This is a genomic window from Streptomyces sp. NPDC046881 (genome assembly GCF_040645015.1).
In the GTDB taxonomy this organism is placed as follows: domain Bacteria; phylum Actinomycetota; class Actinomycetes; order Streptomycetales; family Streptomycetaceae; genus Streptomyces.
Map to the genome: position 1 here is coordinate 22,852 of NZ_JBEYXJ010000004.1, position 23,636 is coordinate 46,487.

Consider the following 23,636-nt stretch of genomic DNA (forward strand, 5'->3'; position numbering starts at 1 on the left):
GTCGAGAAGGAGAACGCAGACCATGAGCATCGTCGTCACCGGAGCCACCGGACACCTCGGCCGGCACGTCGTGGAGCAGCTGCTGGAGAAGGTCCCGGCGGAGCGGATCACCGCCGTCGTACGGGACGAGGCGAAGGCCGCCGATGTCGCGGCCCGCGGCGTGCGGCTGGCCGTCGCCGACTACAACGCGCCCGAGACCTTCGACGGCGTGTTCGCCGCCGGCGACAAGGTGCTGCTGATCTCCGGCAACGAGTTCGACAAGGGCCGGGTGGGCCAGCACACCGTCGTCATCGAGGCGGCCAGGGCGGCCGGCGTGGCGCTGCTCGCCTACACCAGCGCCCCCGGCGGTCTGACGGCCGCGCTGGCGGACGACCACCGGGCGACCGAGGAGGTGCTGCTCGCCTCCGGCCTGCCCTACAGCCTGCTGCGCAACGGCTGGTACCACGAGAACTACACGGAGAACCTGGCGCCGGTGCTGGAGCACAACGCGGTCGTCCAGGCCGCCGGCGAGGGCCGGGTCTCCTCGGCCTCCCGCGCCGACTACGCCGCCGCGGCGGTCGCGGTGCTGACCGGCGAGGGCCACGAGAACACCACGTACGAGCTGGGCGGCGACGAGGCGTGGAGCTTCGCCGAGTACGCGGCCGAGCTGAGCCGGCAGACCGGCAGGGAGATCGTCTACAACGCGGTCCCGGTGGAGACCCTCACCGACATCCTGACCGGTGCCGGGCTGCCCGCTCCGCTGGCCGGGATCCTGGCCGGCGTGGACGTCTCGATCGCGCGGGGCGAGCTGGTCGTCTCCTCCGGCGACCTGTCCCGGCTGATCGGCCGCCCGACCACCCCGCTGGCGGAGGCCGTCACGGCCGCACTGAAGGGCTGACGCGCACTCCCGCCCGGCTGTCATGACCGTATGGCAATACGGGCATGACAGGCGGTGGCCTGCGGCGCTACCTTCGTTCTCGTGCGTCCAGGGAGGACGCGCGCGAGAAGGAGGGTCCGTGGCCGGGACGTCCGATGGTGAGCACCGCATAGGCCTGCTGAACGGCTTCGCCGCCTACGGGATGTGGGGGCTGGTCCCCCTGTTCTGGCCGCTGCTCAAGCCCGCCGGTGCCGTGGAGATCCTGGCCCACCGCATGGTGTGGTCCCTGGTGTTCGTCGCCGTCGCGCTGCTCTTCGTACGGCGCTGGGCCTGGGCCGGCGAGCTGCTGCGCCAGCCCCGGCGGCTCGGCCTGGTCGCCGTGGCGGCCGCCGTCATCACCGTGAACTGGGGCGTCTACATCTGGGCGGTGAACGCCGGGCACGTCGTCGAGGCCTCGCTCGGCTACTTCATCAACCCGCTGGTCACCATCGCGATGGGCGTGCTGCTCCTGAAGGAGCGGCTGCGGCCCGTGCAGTGGGCGGCGGTCGGGATCGGCCTCGCCGCCGTCCTCGTGCTGACCGTCGGCTACGGCCGACCGCCGTGGATCTCCCTCTGTCTCGCCTTCTCCTTCGCCGTCTACGGGCTGGTCAAGAAGAAGGTCGGCCTCGGCGGCGTCGAGTCGCTGACCGCCGAGACCGCGATCCAGTTCCTGCCGGCGCTCGGCTATCTGCTGTGGCTGACCGCGCACGGCGAGGCCAGCTTCGTGAACGACGGCACCGGACACGCCGTCCTGCTCGCCTCCACCGGCGTCGTCACCGCCCTGCCCCTGGTCTGCTTCGGCGCGGCGGCGATCCGCGTGCCGCTGTCCACGCTGGGCCTGCTGCAGTACCTGGCCCCGCTCTTCCAGTTCCTGCTCGGCATCCTCTACTTCCACGAGGCCATGCCGCCCGAGCGGTGGGCCGGGTTCACGCTGGTCTGGCTGGCGCTCATCCTGCTGACCGGCGACGCGCTGCGCGCCTCGCGACGGCCGGCCCGGCTCGCCGTACCGGCGGCCCGCACGGTCGAGACGCCCGCGTCGGCGCGGGCGGACGTCTGACGCCGGCGCCGGCTCGGCGGACGTTGCGACCGGCGGGGCCGAAGCGGGCCCTTCCGCCGGTGACTGCGGCTATAAGTGGGACGCATGACCACACAGGCACCCGCCCCGCTGCACTGGAAACTCGTCATCGACGCCGCCGACCCGCACGCGCAGGCCGACTTCTGGGCCGCCGCGCTGCACTACACGGCCGAGGACAACAGCGCCCTCGTCGAACGGCTGCTGTCCGCCGGCGCGCTGTCCGGGGAGGCCACCGTCGAGTACCACGGGCGGGCCGCCTTCCGTGACCTGATCGCCGTACGGCACCCGGACGACCCGTACGACCCCGAGACCGGCACCGGGCTCGGACGGCGGCTGCTGTTCCAGCGGGTGCCGGAGCCGAAGGCGGGGAAGAACCGGCTCCACCTCGACCTCCACGTGGGCCCGGAGCGGCGCGCGGACGAGGTGACACGCCTTCAGGCGCTGGGCGCCCGCGTGCTGCGGGAGGTGAAGGAGCCCGCGGGTCAGTGGGTGCTGATGGCCGACCCGGAGGACAACGAGTTCTGCGTGCAGTAGGCCCGGCTCCCGCGCGCGGGGGCGGTCACGCCCGCGCCGCCGCCTTGGCCGCGCGGTCGGTCAGGCGGACCATGCGGGCACGGGCGGACTCCAGCGGGCGCGGATCGTCCGCGGCGGGGCCCGGCTCGGCGCTCAGGTCCGTCCACAGGTCGATCAGGTCGCGGCCGAGCCGCAGCCCCTCCTCGGGATCGCGCACCGCACGCCACGCGGTGGCCGCGCTCTGCACGTTGCCGTAGGCGGCCTCCCCGTCCCGCGCCTGGCGGCGCAGCCGGGCGAGGTCCAGGGACAGCCGGAAGGCGCGGACCGGGTCACCGGCCAGGTAGGCGATGTAGGCGGACAGTTCACGCAGGTGGAGGACCTCGGCGTGGCCCGGGCCGAACACGGCGGACGCCTCGGCGAGGGTCCGGTCGGCCAGCTCCGCCGCCGCGTCGATACGGCCCGCCCGCACGGCCTCGTTGATACGGCCCATCGGCTCGCTCAGCAGCTCCGCACCCTCGGCGGTCTCGGTCAGCGGCCCGTCCCCGAGCACCTCCTCGGCGACCGCGTCGAACCCGCGGGCCGGGGTCGGGGTGGCGGTGGTGGCAGGGGCGGGGGCGGCCAGGTCCGACGGGACGGCGGTGAGCGGCGCCGACGGTACGGCCGCAGCCAGGGCCGGGGCAGCCGGGGGTCGGACGGCGGGAGCCGGGGTGGCGTGGACCTGGGAGGCGGAAGTCGGGGTGGCGGGAGTCGGGGTGGCGGGGGCCTGTGTGGTCGGGGCGGGCTCGGTCATCACGGGCGCCGGGCCGAACTGCCCGGTCGGGGCCTGCACGGTGCCCGGCGGCACGGTCCCCGGCCGCCGGTCCGGCGCGGCCAGCCGCATGGGCTTGCCCGTCATCCGGCTGGAGCCGTCCGCCGCGACCTCCAGGGGGACGACCCAGCCCGCGCGGTCGTCGTGGATGGTCGCCCGTACGGGGGTACCGAGGCTGATGGCCAGCCGCTGGAGGTGGTTCAGCACGGCCTGCTGGATCTCCTCGCCCGGCGCCGCCGCGACCGGCGTCCCGCCGACCGACGCGGAGCCCGCGCCGAACACCCGGACGGGCACCGCCGTCGGGTGCTCCACGGGCTGCGGTGCCCGCTTCTTCTCGAAGCTGAGTCCAGCCATCGGTGTTCCTCACTCCCCCGGCGTCGCGATCCGGTCGTACGCGTCCTGCCACCAGTGTGTCGCCTGCCTCCCGGCTTCCACGTCACCGCGACGTCACAGCCTCGCACCAGCCGTACCCTGAACCCACTGGCGCGATTTGCTTGCACATGCATAAAATGCACACGCCTTTAGTGGTACGACAACACGCACCTGGGGGATCCATGAACCGCCGCTTCCTCTTCGTCCTGGGCAGCGCCCGCCCGGACGGCAACACCGAACTGCTGGCCCGCGCGGCCGCCGAGCAGTTGCCCGCAGAGGCCGAGCAGCAGTGGGTCCGCCTCGCCGACCACCCACTGCCCGACTTCGTGGACCGGCGCCACGACAGCGACCACGTACGGCCGGCGGCGGACACGACCACCGGCCTGCTGCTGGACGCCACGCTCGCGGCGACGGACATCGTGATCGCCTCGCCGCTGTACTGGTACTCGGTCTCCAGCCTCACCAAGCGGTACCTGGACCACTGGTCGGGCTGGCTGCGCACCCCCGGCATCGACTTCAGGGCGGCGATGGCCGGCCGCACCCTGTGGGGCGTCGCCGCGCTGGCGGACCACGAGCCGTCCGTCGCCGATCCGTACGCGGGCACCCTCAACAACTCGGCCGCCTACCTGAAGATGCGCTTCGGCGGGGTCCTGCTGGGCAACGGCAGCGGGCCCGGCGACGTACGCAAGGACACCGAGGCGCTGACCCGCGCGAAGACGTTCTTCGCCCAGGAGGCGCCCCTCGCGCGCTTCCCGTACGAGACCGCCCAGGCGGGGGCTAGGCGTTGATGTCCTTCGCCGTGAACCGGGCCCAGGCCGCCGAGCCGAACACGGCCGCGTACAGGGCCTGGAGGCCGAGGTTCTTCACCAGGTCGTCCCAGTAGACGGGGTCGCGCATCAGGTCGGCGAAGGACAGCCAGTAGTGCGGGAACAGGTAGGGCTGCACGGCGTGCAGCTGGGGTATCTGGTCGACGATCTGCACGGTGATGAGCAGCCCGACCGTGGTCGCCATCGCCGCGATACCGCTGTGGGTGAGGGTCGACACGAACAGGCCGAGGGCCGCCACACCGACCAGTGAAGCCGCGACGACCAGGGCGATCAGCAGGGCGCGCCCGAGTCCCTCGGCCAGGCCGATCCGGGTGCCGGAGATCGTCGTCAGCTCGCCCATGGGGAACAGCAGCGCGCCGACGAGCAGCGCCGAGACCGTGACGACCAGGGTGGCCAGCAGACAGAAAGCCAGCACGGTCACGTACTTGGCGAGCAGCAGCCGGGTGCGGCCGGCCGGGGCGACCAGCAGATAGCGCAGGGTGCCCGCGCCCGCCTCCCCGGCGATCGCGTCGCCCGCGACGACACCGACCGCCATCGGCAGGAAGAACGGCAGGGTCGCGGCGAGCGCGGTGAACACCAGGAACAGCCCGTTGTTGGTGATCTGCGTGATGAACGCCGGCCCCTCGCCGTGCCCGCCGCCGACCGTCCCGCCGCCCTGTGTCTCGATCCGCACCGCGGTCCCGACCAGCACCGGCACCGCGGCCAGCACCCCGAGCAGGGCGATGGTGCGCCAGCGGCGGACGGTGGTGACCAGCTCGCTGCGCAGCAGCCCGAGGGTCCACAGGGGTTTCGGCCGGCGCGCGGCACCCGCCTGGAGCACGTCAGCCCGCGACATCGAAGCCCTCCCCCGTCAGTGCCACGAACGCGTCTTCCAGCGAGGCCCGTTCGAGTGTCAGACCGCGGACGCGGACGCCCGCGGTGACCAGGGCCGCGGTCACCTCGGCGAGGTCCCGCCCGGGTGGTTCGCCGGTGACCCGGTCGCCGTCGGCGGCCACGTCCCCGACTCCCAGCTCCTTCAGCACACGGGCCGCCTCGGCCCCGTCCGGGGTCGTCACCACCAGCCGGCCGCGCGCCCCGGCCGCCAGCTCGGCCACCGCGCCCTGGACGACGAGCCGGCCCTGCGCCATGACCGCCGCGTGGGTGCAGACCTGCTCGATCTCGTCCAGGAGGTGGGAGGAGAGGAAGACGGTCGTACCGTCGGCGGCCAGCTCCCTGATCAGGGTGCGGATCTCCCGCATGCCCTGCGGGTCGAGGCCGTTGGTGGGCTCGTCCAGGACGAGCAGTCTGCGCGGCTGGAGCAGCGCGGCGGCCAGCCCCAGGCGCTGCTTCATGCCGAGCGAGTACGCCTTGGCCTTCTTGCCCGCGGCGGCCGCGAGGCCGACCCGGTCCAGTGCCGCGGCGACCCGGGCGCGCCGGGTGCGCGGGTCGGCGGTCGGGTCGGCGGCGTCGTAGCGCAGCAGGTTGTCCCGGCCGGAGAGGAAGCCGTACAGGGCGGGGCCCTCGATGAGCGCGCCGACCTGGGGGAGGACCGTACGGGCCGCCCGGGGCATGGGCCGGCCGAGCAGCCGGGCCGTGCCCGCGGTCGGCTCGATCAGGCCCATCAGCATGCGGATCGTGGTGGTCTTGCCCGAGCCGTTCGGGCCGAGGAAGCCGAAGACGCTGCCCGCCGGGACGGTCAGGTCGAGACCGTCCACGGCGAGCTGTCCGCCGCGGTAGCGCTTGGTGAGTCCGCGCGTGTCGATCACGGGCAGTTCGTCCATCGGCTCCCCCTCGATCCGTGTTCCCGTGAAGGGTCAACGTGCGGTCACGCTCCGTAGTGCCCGGACGGGGTCACTTTTCCGCGTCGGCCGCCTTCACCAGGGCGTCCTTGGTCACCGCGCCGGCGTACACCTTGCCGTCGTCGGTGATCAGGGCGTTGACCAGGCGGGTGGAGAAGACCGTGCCCTTGCCGAACTTCCCGGAGACCTTGTCACCGATCGAGCCCAGGAAGCCGCCGAGGTCGCCGCCGCGGGAGCCGGTGGGCAGGCCGCCCTCGGCGCCGGTGTCGAAGGTGGCGACGGACGTCCAGCCCTTGCCGAGGACCTTCGGCCCGTCCTTGCCCTCCAGGCCGCCTGCGAGGCCCTCGCCGTGCTTCGGGGCGTGCCCGGGCGCCTCGGCCCCGTCCTTGTCCTCGGTGACCTTCGCGCCCTTGGGCGGGGTGAAGTCGAAGGTGGAGGCGGCCGGCTTGGCGAAGGACACCTGGGTGAAGCCGGCGTCGAGCACGGCGGCGCCGCCGCTCTTCGGGGTGAGCGTGAACTTCAGCGGCAGGCCCGTCTTCGCGTCGACGGCGATGCTGATCGCGCCGACCGTGGTGCCGGACTGCCTGGGCTGGATGAGCAGCTTGTAGGCGTCGCGCCCGGCGACCTGCGCGGTGCCGTCGACGGTGACGGACGTGGTGTCGTCCACCGACTTCAGGGCCTCGTCGGCGAAGTCCTTGGGGGTGGCCGGCGGCTCGGCCCGGTGGTCCTTGCCGGAGTCGGGCGTGGTGGAGTGGTGGACCTGGTTGCTCTTGCTGTCGTAGCCCCAGACGTCCTTGCCGTCGTGGATGAGGCTGTACTCGGCGCCGCTCTCCAGGAGGGACAGTTTCTGCCGGTCGGGGCCGTCGGCGGCGACGCGCAGGGTGTGCGTGCCGGAGACCAGTTCGGTGAGCTTGGCCTGCGGGTCGGCGGCGGAGTCGTCGCCGGAGCCGCCCCGGCCCTCGCCGGAGAGCAGGCCCTTCTCCAGGCCGCCGAGGTCGGGCAGGCCGAGGTCGGTGCTGACCTTCACGGTGCCGGACAGCTGCTGCACGTCCGACTTCGCGATCTTGTTGATGAGCTGCTGTGCGCTGATCTTCGGCAGGTCGGGGTCGCCGGAGTCGGCGAGCGCCGGGACCAGCCCGATCGTGGCCGCCGCCACTCCCACCACCGCGACCGGGACGGCGTACCGGGCGGCCTTGCGCCGACCGGAGCGCGGGTCCTCGTCCCGCGCGGAGCCCACTGCGTCGTCGGATTCGTACGGTGCCATGTGTGCCTTACCTCCGTCGTCGGCGGCGGCTGTCCTCACGCTGGTCCGCTGGTCCGCTGGTCCACCTGAGCCGCCATTCTCACCCGAATCGGTGAGGAGTGGTGATTTCCGTGGTTCCCATCTGACCAAATCGGCCGTGAGGAAGCGTCAGCCCTCGGAGCCAACTCCGTGTACGCCTGCGGTATGACACACGGCGGCGGCATCTCCACCCGACCCGTAGGGGTCGGGACGGCGCCGCCGCCCGTACGTGGTCCGGCCGGGTCAGCCGGCGCGGTGCACGACCGCGTCGCACAGCTCCAGCAGCGCGGCCTTGGCGTCGCACTCGCGCAGCGGGGCGAGCGCGGCCCGCGCCTCCTCCGCGTACCGCACGGTGTCCCGGCGGGCCTGCTCCAGCGCGGGGTGCGCGCGCAGCGCGGCCAGCGCCTCGGCGAGCCGGGCGTCGTCGCTGAGGTCGGAGTCGAGCAGCTCGCACAGCGCGACGTCCTCGGGCAGGCCCAGCCGGGCGGCGCGCTCGCGCAGCCGGAGCACCGGCAGGGTGGGGATGCCCTCGCGCAGGTCGGTGCCCGGGGTCTTGCCGGACTCGTGGGAGTCGGAGGCGATGTCCAGGACGTCGTCCGCGAGCTGGAAGGCGACCCCGAGCCGTTCGCCGTACTGGGTGAGGACGTCGACGACCGTCTCGTCGGCGCCGGACATCATCGCGCCGAACCGGCACGACACGGCCACCAGGGAGCCCGTCTTGCCGCCGAGCACGTCCAGGTAGTGCTCGACCGGGTCGCGTCCGTCCGAGGGACCCGCGGTCTCCAGGATCTGACCGGTGACCAGCCGCTCGAACGCCAGGGCCTGCACCCGGACCGCCTCGGGGCCGAGGTCGGCGAGGATCTGGGAGGCGCGGGCGAACAGGAAGTCGCCGGTGAGGACCGCGACGGAGTTGCCCCAGCGGGTGTTGGCGCTGTCCACCCCCCGTCGTACGGCCGCCTCGTCCATGACGTCGTCGTGGTACAGCGTGGCCAGGTGGGTCAGCTCCACCACCACGGCCGACGGTACGACGCCGGGCGCGTACGGGTCGCCGAACTGGGCCGCGAGCATCACGAGGAGTGGCCGGAAACGCTTCCCTCCGGCGCGTACGAGGTGCTGCGCGGCCTCCGTGATGAACGGGACCTCGCTCTTGGTGGCCTCGAGCAAGCCTTCCTCGACAGCCGCCAATCCGGCCTGGACATCGGCTTCCAGAGCCTGGTCCCGCACGCTCAGCCCGAACGGCCCGACGACGGTCACGAGGGGTCTCCTGTCTGCTGGTGTCTGCTGGCGATTACACGGTTTGTCGATAGGTCGCTGCCATCACTCAAGTCAGCGTATCCGGTCCCTGTTCGATCACCGATAGCGCCCACCGGTCCAGCCCGGGCGGTATCGGATCATGACCGACATAGGGGTGATCACATAATAAGAAGGGACATTTATCCCCTTAACAGTAATTCGGGCATTCCACCGCAACCTCTCCGCTCCTTTTTGGCCACCCCTTACTACGTCGCCCACTACGACAACGACACACCCCGTACCCCGGATTCCACCACCACCCCGACTTCCCTCCTCAATCCCCCTAATCCCCCATGTCTGATTTGAAGCAGTTTGCTATTTCGTGAGTTGGCTCACGTTCCCCCTCCACCCGACCCACCCTCAGAAGGCCCTGGGAGCCCTTGTCCTGTCGGCGAGTTGAGGATTGGCAACCGCAAAGGATCAAGCACCCCATACGGCATCGATCAAGGTCAAATCGCATGTTGTGTGAATCCGGTACTTGTTCCCGACATGTGCTCTCGCATACGTTCCGGGCCGTCGGGCGGACGCCGAATCCTGCCGCCGCCCGCGTAACCCATCGACGAACTCATTCGTACGGCAGGAGCGGGGGACCCAGGTAAGCCGCCAGGCCGGACGGCACACGCCGCACCGGTACGGCTCGGGGTGAAGTCGTGCCTCTTCCAGGGCACGGCCGGGCACCTCCCCGCCCGAACCCGACAGCTCACCTCGCAGGCGCCGGAGAGGAACACCCCTATGTCTGCTGCCGCTCAGCCCCGCCGCACCCGCCTCGTCCGCGCCCTCGCCGCCGTCGGCACCGGCGTCGCCGTCCTCGCCCTGCCGCTGATCGGCGCGACCGGCGCCTCCGCGGCCACCGGCACCACCACGACGGCCGCCACCACCACCGCCGGATACCCGAACAACCTGGACGGCTGGATCCGCGAGTCGCTCGCGATCATGGCCGAGAAGCACATCCCGGGCACCTACAACGGCATCTACCGCAACATCATCCGCGAGTCCTCGGGCAACCCGAACGCCATCAACCTCTGGGACTCCAACGCCGCCAAGGGCATCCCGTCCAAGGGCCTGCTCCAGGTGATCGACCCGACGTTCAACGCGTACCACGTCGCCGGAACGTCGTTCAACATCTACGACCCGGTCGCGAACATCACCGCCGCCTGCAACTACGCGGCCGCGCGGTACGGCTCGATCGACAACGTGTTCGGCGCGTACTGACCGGCCCGGGGCCGCGCCCGGCACCCCTGATGTCCCGGTCAGCCGGCCGGGAAGAGTCCTTCGAGGACGACGGCGACGCCGTCGTCCTCGTTCGACAAGGTGATCTCGTCGGCCACCGCCTTCAGTTCGGGATGCGCGTCGGCCATGGCGACACCGCGCGCGGCCCAGTCGAACATCGGGATGTCGTTGGGCATGTCGCCGAAGGCGAGGGCCCGGTCGGCACCGATCCCCAGCCGCTCGGCGGCCAGCGCCAGCCCGGTCGCCTTCGTCACCCCGCTCGGCTGGAGCTCCACGGTGCCGGGCCCGGACATGGTGACCGTCGCCAGCGAGCCCACCGCCGCGCGCGCCACCGCCGCCAACTCGTCGTCCGACAGGGTGGCGTGCCGCAGCAGCACCTTGCTGATGGGCTCCGTCCACAGGTCGTCGCGCCGGCCGACGCACACCGCGGGCAGCGTCGGATGGGGCATCCGGTAGCCGGGCTCGATCAGCGTGAGCCCGTCGACGCCGTCCTGGTCGACCGCCGCGTAGACCTGCCCCACCTCCGCCTCGATCTTGCCGAGCGCGGTCTCGGCCAGCTCCCGGTCAAGCCGGACCGACCACAGCAGACGGTCGGTCCCGGCGTCGTAGACCTGTGCCCCCTGCCCGCACACCGCGAGCCCCGCGCAGCCGAGGTCCGCGAGCAGCGCCCGTACCCGCGGCGCCGGGCGGCCCGTCACCACCAGGTGCCGGGCACCGGCCCGCGCCACCCGCGCGAGCGCGGCGAGCGACCGGTCGGAGACGGTGTCGTCGCCGCGCAGCAGCGTCCCGTCCAGGTCAGTGGCGATCAGTGCATATGCCGGGGTGGGTGCCATGATCAGAGAATACGGACACCGCACCCCGCCGACTCACCTCTCGATCCACGCACTTACGTGCTGCCGCGCCCCAAGTCGCGTGCACAGCAGGCCCGATGGCGAACCCTCCGCGACTCCCCGGCTCAACCGTGGGCCGTGGCCGGGCGCTTGGGCAGCGCGTGCAGACCGCCGGCGCCGGCCTGCACGGGCACTCTTCAGACGACTCTTCCGACGCTGTGCGAGCAACCTGTCGAGCCTCGCGTGAGGCACTGCCCAAGACATGCGGGTGGGACGTAACGTGTGGCCCGACCACATGGAACGCAGTGCCATGCATGGCCCGGATGAGAGTGAGGCAGCACCCCATGCCCCCCTTCGACGTCCCCGAGGGCGACCCCTTCGGTCCGCACAACCTCCCCTATGGCGTGTTCTCGCCCTCCGGCAGCACGGAGCGGAGGATCGGTGTCCGCCTCGGGAACCACGTCCTCGACGCGGGCGCCGCGGCCGCCGCGCTCGGCTCGCCCCACCAGGCGGTGCTCGCCCGGCCCACCCTCAACCCGCTGCTGGCCGCCGGCCGCGCCACCTGGTCGGACGTGCGGCGTGCCGTCACCTCCTGGGTCACGGACCCGGCGCACCGCGAGGCCGTCGAGCCGCTCTTCCACCCCCTGTCCGAGGTGACCCTGCACCTGCCCTTCGAGGTCGCGGACTACGTCGACTTCTACGCCTCGGAGAACCACGCCCGCAACGTCGGCCAGATCTTCCGCCCGGACGCCGAGGACTCCCTCACCCCCAACTGGAAGCACCTGCCGATCGGCTACCACGGCCGCTCCGGCACGGTGGTCGTCTCCGGCACGGACGTCGTACGGCCCTCCGGGCAGCGCAAGGGCCCGGGCGACCCCGCGCCCGTCTTCGGCCCCTCGGTCCGGCTGGACATCGAGGCCGAGGTCGGCTTCGTCGTGGGCGTACCGTCGCGGCTGGGCAGCCCGGTCGCGCTCGGCGACTTCCGGGAGCACGTCTTCGGGCTGTGCCTGCTGAACGACTGGTCCGCGCGGGACATCCAGGCCTGGGAGTACGTCCCGCTCGGCCCGTTCCTCGGCAAGTCCTTCGCGACCTCGGTGTCGGCATGGATCACCCCGCTGGAAGCACTGGAGCACGCGCGCGTGGCGCCCCCCGAGCGCACCCACCCGCTGCTGCCCTACCTGGACGACTCGGCGCCCGACGCCGAACCCGACGGCTACGACCTGCGCATCTCCGTCGCGATCAACGGCCATGTGGTCTCCGAGCCGCCGTTCTCCACCATGTACTGGACCGCCGCCCAGCAGCTCGCCCACATGACGGTGAACGGCGCCTCCCTGCGCACGGGCGACCTGTACGGCTCGGGCACGGTCAGCGGCCCCGCCGAGGACCAGCGCGGCTCGCTGCTGGAGCTGACCTGGAACGGCCGCGATGCCCTCGAACTCCCCGACGGCAAGCGGACCTTCCTGGAGGACGGTGACGTGGTGACGCTGTCGGCATGGGCCCCCGGCGCGGACGGGCGCCGGGTCGGGCTGGGCGAGGTGACCGGGCAGATCGTGGCGGGGTGACCCGCGGGCTGGCGGTGCCGGAGTCCCTCCGGGCTGTGCACCGAGGTCGGCGCGCGTGGCGGCCTTCGGGCTGCGCCCGCCGGCATCGGCGCGCGCGTGGCGCCGCGGAAATCGGCCACGCGCGCGTGCCGGTGCGGGCCGGCACCGTCGGGCACCCGGACCCGTCCGGTCCGCCCACGCGCGCGTGCCGCGGTGCGGCGGGATCGTCGCCGACACCTGACTCGGGGCGCCGGTCTTCGTCATACTGACGGGGACACGCACCACGCGCGAGCCGCCGCCGCGTGACGCGTGCCCCGCACCACCGACACCGCACACCTCTCCGACCAGGAACCGGAGCCCCGGCATGACCGTCTGCCTGCTCCTGCTGAGCGTCGTCGCCCTCACGGCCGCCGTACCGGCGCCGCGCGCGCTGACCCGTGCCGCCTGGCCCGAGCGGGACCCCGTGGTGGCGCTGTGGGTGTGGCAGTGCCTGGTCGCCACCGTCCTGCTGTGCTGCCTGACCGCGCTGGTCCTGGGCGCGGCGGCCGTCTTCCACACCGTCCGCGACCGCGTGTTCGCACCCGCACCGCCCGCCGTCACCGCCGCCTACGACCTGTCCACCGCGCCGGTGTGGGCCGCGGTGCTCACCATGCTGCTGGCCTGCGGGGCGGCCTGGACGACGGCGATGCTGGCCCGGGAACTCGTCGAGGCCCGCCGCAGCCGCGGCCAGGCCCGGGCGCACCTGCGCGAGCGCGCCCCCGAGCTGCCGGCCGGACTGCCCGCGGCCCGCGGGCCGATGCTGGTACTGGAGGACGAGTACCCGGACGCCTGGTGGATGCCGGGGCACCCGCCGCAACTGGTCGTCACCACGGGAGCGCTGCACCGCCTCACCGATCTCCAGCTGGACGCCGTCCTCACCCACGAGCGCGGACACGCCCGCGCCCACCACGACTGGCTGCTGCACCTGTCCACCGCGCTCGCCACGGGCTTCCCGCGCGTGCCGCTCTTCGCCCACTTCTGCGACCAGACGCACCGTCTGGTCGAACTGGCCGCCGACGACACGGCGTCCCGGCGCTGCGGGCACCTCACCACGGCCCTCGCCCTGATCGAGCTGAACCAGCACCGGGGCGTCCTCTCCTGCGACTCCAGCCGCCGCCTCCTGGGCGAGCGCGTCGACCGCCTGCTGGAGCCCCCGCCGCGGCTGCTGCGCCGGCACCGGGCCCTGACGACGACCGTGGCCGCGCTGGTGCCGCTGCTGCCCCTGCTGATCACGTTCGCTCCGGGGCTGACGGCACTGTCCTGACCGACCCCGCGGGGTGGCAGATCTTGCCCCACCGAACGAAAACGCCCAGCTCAGCGGCTTGCTCCAGATATCCGCAGCTGGCGCAACACTCCAGCAACACGCCATTTCCTACCGCGTAGGTATGGTTTCAGCCATGCCACCCACCGACCGCCCCCGAGACCATGCCGGGCAGGGCGCCGCGAGTACCGTCGCCGCCCACCGCGCACGGCGCCGGCTGCGTGCGGACCGGGCCCGGCAGCTCGCCGACCTGCTGCGCCGCCAGATCCTCACCGGCGCCTTCCAGGACGGCACCCTCCCTCACGAGTCCACCCTCGCCACCGACTACCGCGCCTCCCGCAACACCGTCCGCCAAGCCCTGGACCTGCTCCGGGCCGAGGGCCTGGTGGACCGGCTGCCCGGAGTCGGCACCGTCGTCGTCGCCCGGAAATACCCGCACGGGCTCGACCGTCTGATGGGCCTCGCGGAAACCCTCCGCGAACACGGCCGCGTCACCAACGAGGTCCGCACCATGGGCCCCGCCCCCGCACCCGTCCCCGTGGCCGAACGCCTCCGCGTCCCGGCCGGCGCCGACGTCCTGTACATCGAACGCCTGCGCCGCCTGAACGGCCTCCCGCTCTCCCTCGACCTCACCTACATCCCGCTCGACATCGGCACCGCCCTGCTCGGCGCCGACCTGGAGAACACCGATGTCTTCCGCCTCCTGGAAGCCATCACCGGCCAGCGCCTCGGCCACGCCGAGATCACCCTGGAGGCGGTGAACGCGGACGCCCACTCCGCGGCCGTACTCCAGGCCCCGCGCGGCGCCGCCGTGCTGATGCTGGAACGCCTCACACACCTCGCCGACGGCCGCCCCGTCGACCTGGAGTTCATCCGCTTCCGCGGCGACCGCATCACGATGAGCGGCCTGCTGCACCGGTCGTAACCGCCCCGCCTGCACATTCCCTGGAGACAGCCATGCCCTTGGCGCCCCAGCGGGCCGACGTGCCCGTGACCATCGACGAGTCGAAGTGCATCGACGGCTGCACCCTCTGCGTGGACATGTGCCCGCTGGACTCCCTCGCCATCGACGAGAGCAGCGGCAAGGCGTACATGCACGTCGACGAGTGCTGGTACTGCGGCCCCTGCGCGGCCCGGTGCCCCACCGGAGCCGTCACGGTCAACATGCCCTACCTGCTGCGGTGAGAGGTACACCCATCATGAAACGCACGACAGTCGCCCTGTCCGCCGCCGCACTCCTGCTGCCCCTGTCCGCCTGCGGCGGCAGCGCCGAGGCGGGCAGCGGCTCCACGGTCACCGTCACCGTCGGCTACCAGTCCAAGACCATCAACACCGTCACCGCCGGGACCCTGCTGCGCTCCCTCGGGTACTTCGAGAAGCAGCTCAACTCCCTGCACGACGGCCACACCTACAAGGTGGACTGGCAGGACTACGCCACCGGCGCCCCGATCACCGCCCAGATGACGGCCGGGAAGATCGACATCGGCTCGATGGGTGACTTCCCGCTGCTGCTCAACGCGGCCCGCGGCAAGCAGCTCGGCCGGCCGACCCATCTGGTCTCCGCCACCGGCTACAACCTGCGCGGCGGCCTCAACACCATCGTCACCGCACCTGACTCCTCGCTCACGTCGCTGAAGGACCTGAAGGGCAAGAAGGTCTCCACGAGCGTCGGCTCAGCCGCCGACGGCACCCTGGTACGGGCCCTGCAGCGAGCCGGCATCGACCCGGACAAGGGGATCTCCAAGCTCAACCAGCAGCCCGCCGTGGGGGCTTCGGCGCTGTCGGCCGGCAGCGTGGACGCGCTGTCCCAGTTCGTCGCCTGGCCGGGCCTGCTCGCCTTCCAAGGCAAGGCCAAGGCGCTCTACGACGGCGCCCAGCTGAAGCTGCCCACCTTCCACGGCGTCACCGCCCGCGAGGACTTCGCCCGGCAGCACCCGGCCGTCCTGGAAGCCTTCCTCAAGGCGCAGGCCCAGGCGACGGACTACCTCAACGGCCACCCTGTCACCGCGGCCGAGAAGGTCGCCGAGGCCACCGGCCTGCCCGCCGAGGTCGTGTACCTGTACAACGGCGCCCACGGCATCTCCACGTTCAGCCCGGCGCTCACCCCTCAGCTCGTCTCCGCCCTGAAGCAGGACGTGCCCGTGCTGAAGGCCGCCAAGCTGACCGGCGACATCGACGTGGACTCCTTCGTCGACGACCGGTACGTGAAGAAGGCCCTCGGCACGTCGTACACCAAGCGGCTCGCCGCGTCGCCCCCGCCGGCCGCGAGCGAGGCGTGGCCCAAGGGCAGCGAGAAGACCCTCTCCTACAAGTCCCCGAAGCAACTGCTGACCTACCTGGCCGCACACCAGGACGGCATCCGCGCCGCCTACGTGCCCGACTCCACCACCGGCACCCTCTGGTTCGCCGACAAGGCGGTCTGGGTGGCCGACGGCGACCGGCTGCTGCCCTTCGTCACCCCGGCCACCGCGCAGGACTATCTCTCCGCGCACGGCGGCGCCCGCACAGTGTCGTACCGCGAGGCTCTGGAGCGGGCCTCATGACCCGGCGCCCCCTGGCCCGGTATGCGCTGCGGGCGGTGTCCCTGACCGCCGCCCTCGGCGTGTGGCAGCTGCTGACCAGCCTGAACGTCGACCTGTGGCTGCGGTTCTCGCAGTTTCCGACGGTCACCGACGTGGCCCGCGCCTTCACCGACCGGCTCTCCGGCGACGACTACTGGACGGACCTCACCGACAGCCTCACCCGCATCCTGACCGGCTTCGTGCTGGCGGCCGTCCTCGGCGTGGCGACCGGTGTGCTCGTGGCCCGCTCCCGCCTGGCCGAGGACCTGCTCGGACCGGTGCTGGAGGTCGTCCGGCCGATCCCGGCGATCGCCCTCGTCCCGGTCGCGATCCTGCTGTTCCCCTCCAACGAACAGGGCATCGTCTTCATCACCTGCACCGCCGCCTTCTTCCCCGTGCTGGTCTCCACCCGGCACGCGGTCCGCGCGCTGAGCCCGGTCTGGGAGGAGGCGGTGCGCACCATGGGCGCCGGCCGACTCCGGATCCTCGGCTCGGTCGTGCTGCCGGGAGCCCTGCCCGGCATCTTCGGCGGGTTGTCGGTGGGCATCGGCGTGTCGTGGATCTGCGTGATCTCCGCCGAGATGATCTCCGGCCAGTACGGGGTCGGATACCGCACCTGGCAGGACTACACGGTGGTGAACTACCCCGGTGTCTTCGTCGGCATGGTCACGATCGGCGTGCTCGGCTGGATCACCTCCACGGCCGTGGAACTCCTCGGCCGCCGGCTGACCCGCTGGCTGCCCCGCACCTCGTACGTCCCCGGCGTGCGTCCCCGCGCGCCCCGGCCGCTCGCCGCCCCAGCCCGCCCCGACGGCGAGCCCGAGCAGCAGGCCGAGTCCGAGCAGCAGGGCCAGAACGACACCGAGGAGGCCCGTGATGAGCACCTCGTCTGAGACCGTCACTGCCCCCGCCGCGCCGGCACCGGAAGGCGTGCGCGGGACCCGGCTGGCTTTCCGGTCCGCCGTCCTCGGCCGCCCGGACGCGCCGGTGCTGTCAGGCGTCGACCTGGAGGTCGCCCCCGGCGAGATCCTCACCGTCGTCGGCCCTTCCGGCTGCGGCAAGTCCACGCTGCTGCGGACGCTCGCCGGGCTGCTGGCGCCGCTGGGCGGCACGGCCGAGGTGGACGGCGGCACGCTGACCGGGCCGTCGGCCGACCGCGCGCTGGTCTTCCAGGAGGACGCGCTGCTGCCCTGGCGCAGCCTGCGCGGAAACGTCGAACTCCCCCTGGCCATCAGGGGTGTCCCGCGTGCGGAGCGGCGTTCCCGGGCCGAGTCGTGGCTCGCGCGGGTCGGACTGAGCGAGCAGGCCGGGCAGTTGCCGCACCGGGTGTCCGGCGGGCAGCGCCAGCGCGCCCAGTTGGCCCGGGCCCTGGCGGACAGTCCGCGCGCGGTTCTCATGGACGAGCCCTTCGGCGCCCTGGACGCGCAGACCCGTTCCGGCATGCAGGACCTGCTGGTGGAGGTGTTGCGGGGCACGGGCGCGACCGTCGTGTTCGTCACGCACGACGTGGACGAGGCCCTTTTCCTCGGTGACCGTGTGGCCCTGCTCGGGTCGGGGCGGGTGTCCGCCGTGCGCGAGGTGCCGCGCCCCCGGGACCGTGCGGCCTTCGACGATCCGGCCCGTGTGGCGCTGCGCCGCGCCGTCCTCAGCTCGCTCGGCTCCTGAAAGGCATTCCGGTGACCACCCTCGCGCCCACCCCCCTGCAGATTCCCGCCGTCACCGACGCCGAGGAGCTGACCTGCGATGTCCTCGTCGTCGGCGGCGGCACCGCCGGCACCATGGCCGCCCTGACCGCCGCCGAGCGCGGTGCGAACGTCCTGCTGCTGGAGAAGGCCCACGTCCGGCACTCCGGCGCGCTCGCCATGGGCATGGACGGCGTCAACAACGCGGTCATCCCCGGCCGTGCCGAGCCCGACGACTACGTCGCCGAGATCACCCGCGCCAACGACGGCATCGTCGACCAGTCCACCGTCCGCCAGACCGCCACGCGCGGCTTCGCGATGGTGCAGCGGCTGGAGTCGTACGGGGTCAAGTTCGAGAAGGACGAGCACGGCGAGTACGCGGTCCGCCAGGTCCATCGCTCCGGCTCGTACGTACTGCCGATGCCAGAGGGCAAGGACGTCAAAAAGGTCCTGTACCGGCAGTTGCGGCGGCGCGAGATGCGGGAGCGGATCCGGATCGAGAACCGGGTGATGCCGGTCCGGGTCCTGACCGCCGGCGGTCGGGCCGTGGGTGCGGTCGGCTTCCACACCCGTACCGGCGCGTTCGTCACCATCCGCGCGGGCGCGGTGATCCTGGCGACCGGTGCCTGCGGCCGGCTCGGCCTGCCCGCCTCCGGTTACCTCTACGGCACCTACGAGAACCCGACCAACGCCGGTGACGGGTACGCCATGGCCTACCACGCGGGTGCCGAGCTGACCGGTATCGAGTGCTTCCAGATCAACCCGTTGATCAAGGACTACAACGGCCCGGCCTGCGCCTACGTCGCCAACCCGTTCGGCGGCTACCAGGTCAACCGGCACGGCGAGCGCTTCGTCGACTCCGACTACTGGTCGGGGCAGATGATGGCCGAGTTCGCCGCCGAGGTGGCCGGCGACCGGGGCCCGGTCTACCTCAAGCTCAGTCATCTGCCCGAGGAGTCGATCTCCGCCCTGGAGTCGATCCTGCATTCCACCGAGCGGCCCACCCGCGGCACCTTCCACGCCGGCCGCGGGCACGACTACCGCACCCACGACGTCGAGATGCACATCTCCGAGATCGGCCTGTGCGGCGGCCACTCCGCCTCGGGTGTCCGCGTCGACGACCACGCGCGTACAACCGTGCCCCGCCTGTACGCCGCCGGCGACCTCGCCTGCGTCCCGCACAACTACATGATCGGCGCCTTCGTCTTCGGCGACCTCGCGGGCGCGGACGCCGCCCGGTACAGGGCGTACGACGGTGAGCTTCCCGCGGACCAGGTGCGCGAGGCCCACGAGTTGATCTACCGCCCGCTGCGCAACCCGGACGGCCCGCCGCAGCCCCAGGTCGAGTACAAGCTGCGCCGCTTCGTGAACGACTACGTGGCACCGCCGAAGTCCGGCGCGCGGCTCTCCCTCGCGCTGGAGGCGTTCGAGCGGATGCGTGCCGACATCGCCGCCATGGGTGCCCGCACTCCGCACGAGCTGATGCGCTGTGCCGAGGTCACCTTCATACGCGACTGCGCGGAGATGGCCGCCCGCGCTTCTCTGGCCCGTACCGAGTCCCGCTGGGGCCTCTACCATGATCGTCTCGACCATCCCGGGCGCGACGACGTCTCCTGGTTCCACCATCTCGATCTGCACAAGTCCCCCTCTGGTGCGATGGAGTTCACGGCCCGTCCCGTGGCTCCGTATCTGGTGCCGGTGGAGGAGTTCACGCCTGTCGGCGGTCCCTCCCGGCATCTGGGCGAGGTCCGTCCCGAGCACGTGGCCACGGCCGGGTCCCGCGAGGTGGCTCCGGTGGCCGTACGGCCCGCGTCCGCGCGTGCCGCCGATGCCGGTCCCGTGAGCCCGGCGGACGCGCGGGACGCCGCCTCTCCCCGGCTGCTGGAGCTGCTGGGCCTGGCCGAGGCGGAGCCCGAACTTTCGGTGGTCGAGCCGTATTTGGCCGACCGGGATCCCGCTGTGCGCCGTACGGCCGTCGCGGTGCTCACGGAGACCGTGCCGGCCGGCACCGGTCAGGCCCTCGCGGGTGCGCTCGCCGACCCCGATGCCGAGGTCCGCGCGGCCGCCGCGGCCTCGCTGCGGGAGCTGGTGGAGACGCTGCCGCCCGAGCCGGCTCTGGGGGCCGCGCTCACCGACGCGCTCGGCCAGGCCGACCCCGTGGTCCGGGCCGCCGCCCTCGATGTGCTGCGGGCCCTGCGGCTCGGCGAGGCCGGGGTGTTCGCCGCGGCACTGGGCGACCCCGACATCGCCGTCCGGACGGAGGCCGTGCGGGCACTCGTCTCGGTGGACGCGGTCCGGCCTCTGGCGGGCGCGGCGGACGATCCCTCCCGGGAGGTCCGGGTCACCGTGGCGAAGGCCCTGGCCACCGTCGCCCCGGCCGCCCTCGCCCCGGGCGACCGGGACCTGCTCACCGCCGCCCTGGACCGGCTCACCGAGGACGGCGACCCGCTGGTGCGCGGTGCCGCGCTGGGCGCGCTGGCGGCCACCGGCTGCCCGCCGCCGCTGGCCGCACGTGCCGTGGCCGCCCTGTCGGACCCGGCCTGGCAGGTACGGTCCGGCGCCGCGACCGCGCTGTCGGCCGCGCCTGCCGACCCGGCCGTCCCCGCGCTCGCCAAGGCCCTCGCCGACCCGAACGCCGACGTCCGTAAGGCGGCGGTCCTGGCCCTGAGCCGGCACCGGACCTCGGCGGAGGCCCGCGCGGCCCTCGCCACGGCCACGGCCGACTCGGACGCGGACGTCCGGGCCTACGCGGCGCGGGGGCTGTGAGCCCCGCACCGCGCGGGGCCGCAGCGGCCTATATCCAGTCGTCCGGCTCCGGCTCGTCGGCCGGTTCGGGCCAGTGGTCGTCCGGCCCGTCGTCGGCGGCCGGGGCTTCGCCGTCGGCGGCCTTGGCCGACCCGTTCAGGGAGGCCAGCACCTCGAGCACCCCTTCGCCGTACGTCGCCAGCTTCTTCTCGCCGACGCCGCCCACCGTGCCCAGTTCCCGCACCGAACCGGGCCACCGGGTCACGATCTCCCGGAGGGTGGCGTCGTGGAAGATGACGTACGCCGGGACGCCCTGCTCCCGGGCCTGCTCGGCGCGCCAGGCCCGCAGGGCCTCGAAGGCGGGGAGCAGCGCGTCGGGCAGTTCGGCCGCGGCGGTCTTGGCCTTGCGGTCGCCCCCGGAGGCGCCGGCGGACCGGGACCGGGAGGCGGCCGGTTTCTTCGGCTCCTTGCGCAGCGGCACCTCGCGCTCCCGCCGCAGCACCGAGCCGCTCGCCTCGGTGAGGACCAGCGTGCCGTACTCCCCTTCGACCGCGAGGAGCCCCTGGGCCAGCAGCTGCCGGACGACGCCGCGCCACTCGCCTTCGGTGAGGTCCTGGCCGATACCGAAGACGGACAGCTGGTCGTGGTCGAACTGGATCACCTTGGCGGTGCGCTTGCCGAGCAGGATGTCGACGATCTGCATCGCGCCGAACTTCTGTCCGCGCTCCCGCTGCAGCCGTACAACCGTGGACAGCACCTTCTGCGCGGCGATCGTGCCGTCCCAGGTCTCGGGCGGGGTGAGGCACGTGTCGCAGTTGCCGCAGCCGGTGGCGTCGGGGTGCTGGCCGAAGTAGGCGAGGAGCTGGCCGCGGCGGCACTGGGCGGTCTCGCACAGCGCGAGCATGGCGTCGAGGTGGGAGGCGGCCCGCCGGCGGAACGCCTCGTCGCCCTCGCCGGACTGGATCAGCTTGCGCTGCTGTATGACGTCGTTCAGGCCGTACGCCATCCAGGCCGTGGACGGCAGTCCGTCGCGGCCCGCCCGGCCGGTCTCCTGGTAGTAGCCCTCGATCGACTTGGGGAGGTCCAGGTGGGCGACGAAGCGTACGTCCGGCTTGTCGATGCCCATGCCGAACGCGATGGTCGCCACCACGACCAGGCCGTCCTCGCGCAGGAACCGTGACTGGTGCGCCGCGCGCGTGGCCGCGTCCAGGCCCGCGTGGTACGGCACCGCCTGGATGCCGTTGGAGGTCAGGAACTCCGCCGTGCGCTCCACCGAGTTCCGCGAGAGGCAGTACACGATGCCGGCGTCGCCCGCGTGCTCCTCCCGGAGGAAGGCGAGCAGCTGCTTCCTGGGGTCCGCCTTGGGCACGATCCGGTACTGGATGTTGGGGCGGTCGAAGCTGGCGACGAAGTGCCGGGCCGTCGGCAGGTTCAGTCGCTGGGTGATCTCCTGGTGGGTGGCGCGGGTGGCCGTGGCGGTGAGGGCGATCCGCGGGACGTCCGGCCAGCGCTCGCCGAGCAGGGACAGGGAGAGGTAGTCGGGGCGGAAGTCGTGGCCCCACTGGGACACGCAGTGCGCCTCGTCGATCGCGAAGACGGAGATCTTGCCGCGGGAGAGCAGGTCCAGCGTGGCGTCCAGGCGCAACCGCTCCGGTGCCAGGTACAGCAGGTCCAGCTCGCCGGCCAGGAACTCGGCCTCGACCACGCGCCGCTCGTCGAAGTCCTGCGTGGAGTTCATGAAGCCGGCACGGACGCCGAGGGCCCGCAGGGCGTCCACCTGGTCCTGCATGAGGGCGATCAACGGCGAGACCACCACGCCGGTACCGGGTCTGACCAGGGCCGGGATCTGGTAGCAGAGCGACTTTCCGCCGCCGGTCGGCATCAGGACGAGGGCGTCACCGCCCGCCACGACGTGCTCGATGATCGCCTGCTGTTCGCCCCGGAAGGCGTCGTATCCGAAGACCCGGTGCAGCGTGGCCAGCGCCTCGCTGTCGGCCGCGCCCGGCCCCTCGGTCACCTGTGTCATCTCGCTGATACCGCCCGTCGCGCCCATCGTCCTGTCCCCCGTCGGTCCCCCGTGTGTCGTCTCTCGACCGCTGCATCCACGATAGGGGTCCGCACCGACAGCCCCGGAGTTATCCACAGGTTTCCCCGACGGCACCGCATGTCAAGGACACGATCGTCGTTCACACGTTCGCGGGAGACCTGCTCCTTTCCGCCCGATAGCCTGAACGCACTGGCGAGACTCCGTCGCATGGGAGCACTGATGAGCGTCGCACCGAAGGCGTCCGCGTCCAGCTGGCCGATCCCGCCGAAGGGCGGATGGACCGCCGACGACCTGGACCGCCTCCCGAATCTTCCGCCGCACACGGAATTGATCGACGGGAGCCTGGTCTTCGTGAGTCCGCAGACGATGTTTCATGTACGGGCCGTTGACTTCTTCAATTGGCAGCTCCAGTCGCTGGCGCCGGAGGAATTCGAGGTCATTCGCGAGTTCACGATCGACATCGACCACCAGAACAGGCCCGAGCCGGACGTCGTGGTGGTAAGCGCAGACGTGGTGGAGGACCCGAGCCAGACCCGCTTCCCAGCGGAGTCCGTCGTCCTGGCCATCGAGGTCGTCTCCGAGGACTCCGTCTCCCGCGACCGTGAGACCAAGCCCCTGAAGTACGCCCGCGCCAAGATTCCCCACTACTGGCGGGTCGAGAACGAGAACGGGCGGGCCGCGGTGCACGTCTTCGAGCTGGAGCCGACGACCGGCACCTACACGAGCACCGGCATCTTCCGCGAGCGCATGAAGCTGGATGTGCCGTTTCGGATGGACCTCGATCTCACCCGGATCAAGACGCGCCGCGACAGGAATCAGTGACCACGACGACATGCCGCTGCCCGGCACCCTGAGCG

21 protein-coding genes and 1 riboswitch are annotated in these 23,636 nt (G+C 72.4%); of the genes, 14 read left to right on the forward strand and 7 right to left on the reverse strand.

Annotated features, from left to right (window positions below; all coding sequences use genetic code 11):
• Positions 1-22: 22 nt before the first annotated feature.
• The 3 genes from ABZ923_RS03570 (at position 23) to ABZ923_RS03580 (ending at position 2,504) form a co-directional block, all read left to right on the forward strand.
• Positions 23-877, forward strand: coding sequence for an SDR family oxidoreductase (locus ABZ923_RS03570; RefSeq protein ID WP_361466264.1), 855 nt, complete (start codon positions 23-25; stop codon positions 875-877).
• A 118-nt stretch (positions 878-995) separates the two neighbouring features.
• Positions 996-1,952: an EamA family transporter RarD gene (rarD, locus tag ABZ923_RS03575; RefSeq protein WP_361466266.1), complete on the forward strand. Its 957-nt coding sequence runs from the start codon at positions 996-998 to the stop codon at positions 1,950-1,952.
• Positions 1,953-2,036: 84 nt separating this feature from the next.
• Positions 2,037-2,504 carry a VOC family protein gene (locus tag ABZ923_RS03580; protein WP_361466269.1) on the forward strand — a complete coding sequence of 156 codons (468 nt, stop codon included), beginning with the start codon at positions 2,037-2,039 and terminating at the stop codon, positions 2,502-2,504.
• A 25-nt stretch (positions 2,505-2,529) separates the two neighbouring features.
• Here the strand turns inward: ABZ923_RS03580 and ABZ923_RS03585 are convergent, their stop codons facing one another.
• On the reverse strand, positions 2,530-3,645 hold the full coding sequence (locus ABZ923_RS03585; RefSeq protein WP_361466271.1) for a hypothetical protein: 1,116 nt from the start codon (positions 3,643-3,645) through the stop codon (positions 2,530-2,532).
• A 200-nt stretch (positions 3,646-3,845) separates the two neighbouring features.
• Between ABZ923_RS03585 and ABZ923_RS03590 the strand changes: the two genes are divergently transcribed.
• Positions 3,846-4,451, forward strand: coding sequence for an NAD(P)H-dependent oxidoreductase (locus ABZ923_RS03590; RefSeq protein ID WP_361466274.1), 606 nt, complete (start codon positions 3,846-3,848; stop codon positions 4,449-4,451).
• Here the strand turns inward: ABZ923_RS03590 and ABZ923_RS03595 are convergent.
• From ABZ923_RS03595 to ABZ923_RS03610, 4 genes are all read right to left on the reverse strand, one after another.
• Positions 4,441-5,325, reverse strand: a complete 885-nt coding sequence (locus tag ABZ923_RS03595) for an ABC transporter permease (protein WP_361466276.1) — start codon at positions 5,323-5,325, stop codon at positions 4,441-4,443. The two genes, ABZ923_RS03590 and ABZ923_RS03595, sit on opposite strands and share 11 nt — an antisense overlap.
• Entirely contained in the window at positions 5,312-6,250 is a 939-nt protein-coding gene (locus ABZ923_RS03600) for an ABC transporter ATP-binding protein (protein WP_361466279.1), read from the reverse strand. Before ABZ923_RS03600 ends, ABZ923_RS03595 begins: the two co-directional genes overlap by 14 nt.
• A gap of 70 nt (positions 6,251-6,320) precedes the next feature.
• Complete coding sequence (locus ABZ923_RS03605) at positions 6,321-7,532, reverse strand: DUF2092 domain-containing protein (protein ID WP_361466282.1); 1,212 nt, start codon at positions 7,530-7,532, stop codon at positions 6,321-6,323.
• Positions 7,533-7,793: 261 nt separating this feature from the next.
• Positions 7,794-8,804, reverse strand: coding sequence for a polyprenyl synthetase family protein (locus ABZ923_RS03610; RefSeq protein WP_361466284.1), 1,011 nt, complete (start codon positions 8,802-8,804; stop codon positions 7,794-7,796).
• Between the two features lie 586 nt (positions 8,805-9,390).
• Positions 9,391-9,570: riboswitch (cyclic di-AMP (ydaO/yuaA leader) on the forward strand.
• A 5-nt stretch (positions 9,571-9,575) separates the two neighbouring features.
• On the opposite strand from ABZ923_RS03610, the gene ABZ923_RS03615 reads away from it, so the two are divergent.
• Positions 9,576-10,055, forward strand: a complete 480-nt coding sequence (locus tag ABZ923_RS03615; protein ID WP_361466286.1) for a transglycosylase SLT domain-containing protein — start codon at positions 9,576-9,578, stop codon at positions 10,053-10,055.
• Positions 10,056-10,093: 38 nt separating this feature from the next.
• On the opposite strand, the gene ABZ923_RS03620 is transcribed toward ABZ923_RS03615, so the two are convergent.
• A complete protein-coding gene (locus ABZ923_RS03620; RefSeq protein ID WP_361466289.1) occupies positions 10,094-10,906 on the reverse strand; it encodes an HAD family hydrolase in 813 nt (270 codons plus the stop codon).
• Between the two features lie 341 nt (positions 10,907-11,247).
• Between ABZ923_RS03620 and fahA the strand changes: the two genes are divergently transcribed.
• From fahA to ABZ923_RS03660, 8 genes are all read left to right on the forward strand, one after another.
• Positions 11,248-12,465 carry a fumarylacetoacetase gene (gene fahA / locus ABZ923_RS03625; protein WP_361466291.1) on the forward strand — a complete coding sequence of 406 codons (1,218 nt, stop codon included), beginning with the start codon at positions 11,248-11,250 and terminating at the stop codon, positions 12,463-12,465.
• Between the two features lie 343 nt (positions 12,466-12,808).
• The gene (locus ABZ923_RS03630) at positions 12,809-13,747 is read left to right on the forward strand and encodes a M56 family metallopeptidase (RefSeq protein WP_361466292.1); all 939 of its coding nucleotides are present in this window, start codon (positions 12,809-12,811) and stop codon (positions 13,745-13,747) included.
• Between the two features lie 133 nt (positions 13,748-13,880).
• The gene (locus tag ABZ923_RS03635; RefSeq protein WP_361466294.1) at positions 13,881-14,669 is read left to right on the forward strand and encodes a GntR family transcriptional regulator; all 789 of its coding nucleotides are present in this window, start codon (positions 13,881-13,883) and stop codon (positions 14,667-14,669) included.
• 32 nt (positions 14,670-14,701) lie between these two features.
• A complete protein-coding gene (locus ABZ923_RS03640; protein ID WP_030347217.1) occupies positions 14,702-14,929 on the forward strand; it encodes a ferredoxin family protein in 228 nt (75 codons plus the stop codon).
• 14 nt (positions 14,930-14,943) lie between these two features.
• Complete coding sequence (locus ABZ923_RS03645) at positions 14,944-16,287, forward strand: ABC transporter substrate-binding protein (RefSeq protein WP_361466297.1); 1,344 nt, start codon at positions 14,944-14,946, stop codon at positions 16,285-16,287.
• Positions 16,284-17,198, forward strand: a complete 915-nt coding sequence (locus ABZ923_RS03650) for an ABC transporter permease (RefSeq protein ID WP_361466300.1) — start codon at positions 16,284-16,286, stop codon at positions 17,196-17,198. The genes ABZ923_RS03645 and ABZ923_RS03650 overlap by 4 nt, the downstream gene beginning before the upstream one ends.
• The gene (locus ABZ923_RS03655; protein ID WP_361466302.1) at positions 17,182-17,970 is read left to right on the forward strand and encodes an ABC transporter ATP-binding protein; all 789 of its coding nucleotides are present in this window, start codon (positions 17,182-17,184) and stop codon (positions 17,968-17,970) included. Before ABZ923_RS03650 ends, ABZ923_RS03655 begins: the two co-directional genes overlap by 17 nt.
• Before the next feature lie 11 nt (positions 17,971-17,981).
• Entirely contained in the window at positions 17,982-20,753 is a 2,772-nt protein-coding gene (locus ABZ923_RS03660) for a fumarate reductase/succinate dehydrogenase flavoprotein subunit (RefSeq protein WP_361466304.1), read from the forward strand.
• A gap of 28 nt (positions 20,754-20,781) precedes the next feature.
• Here ABZ923_RS03660 and recQ read toward each other — a convergent pair whose 3' ends face one another.
• The gene (recQ, locus tag ABZ923_RS03665) at positions 20,782-22,785 is read right to left on the reverse strand and encodes a DNA helicase RecQ (RefSeq protein ID WP_361466307.1); all 2,004 of its coding nucleotides are present in this window, start codon (positions 22,783-22,785) and stop codon (positions 20,782-20,784) included.
• 213 nt (positions 22,786-22,998) lie between these two features.
• Here recQ and ABZ923_RS03670 point away from each other — a divergent pair, with 213 nt between their 5' ends.
• The gene (locus tag ABZ923_RS03670; protein WP_361466310.1) at positions 22,999-23,601 is read left to right on the forward strand and encodes a Uma2 family endonuclease; all 603 of its coding nucleotides are present in this window, start codon (positions 22,999-23,001) and stop codon (positions 23,599-23,601) included.
• Positions 23,602-23,636: the final 35 nt, after the last annotated feature.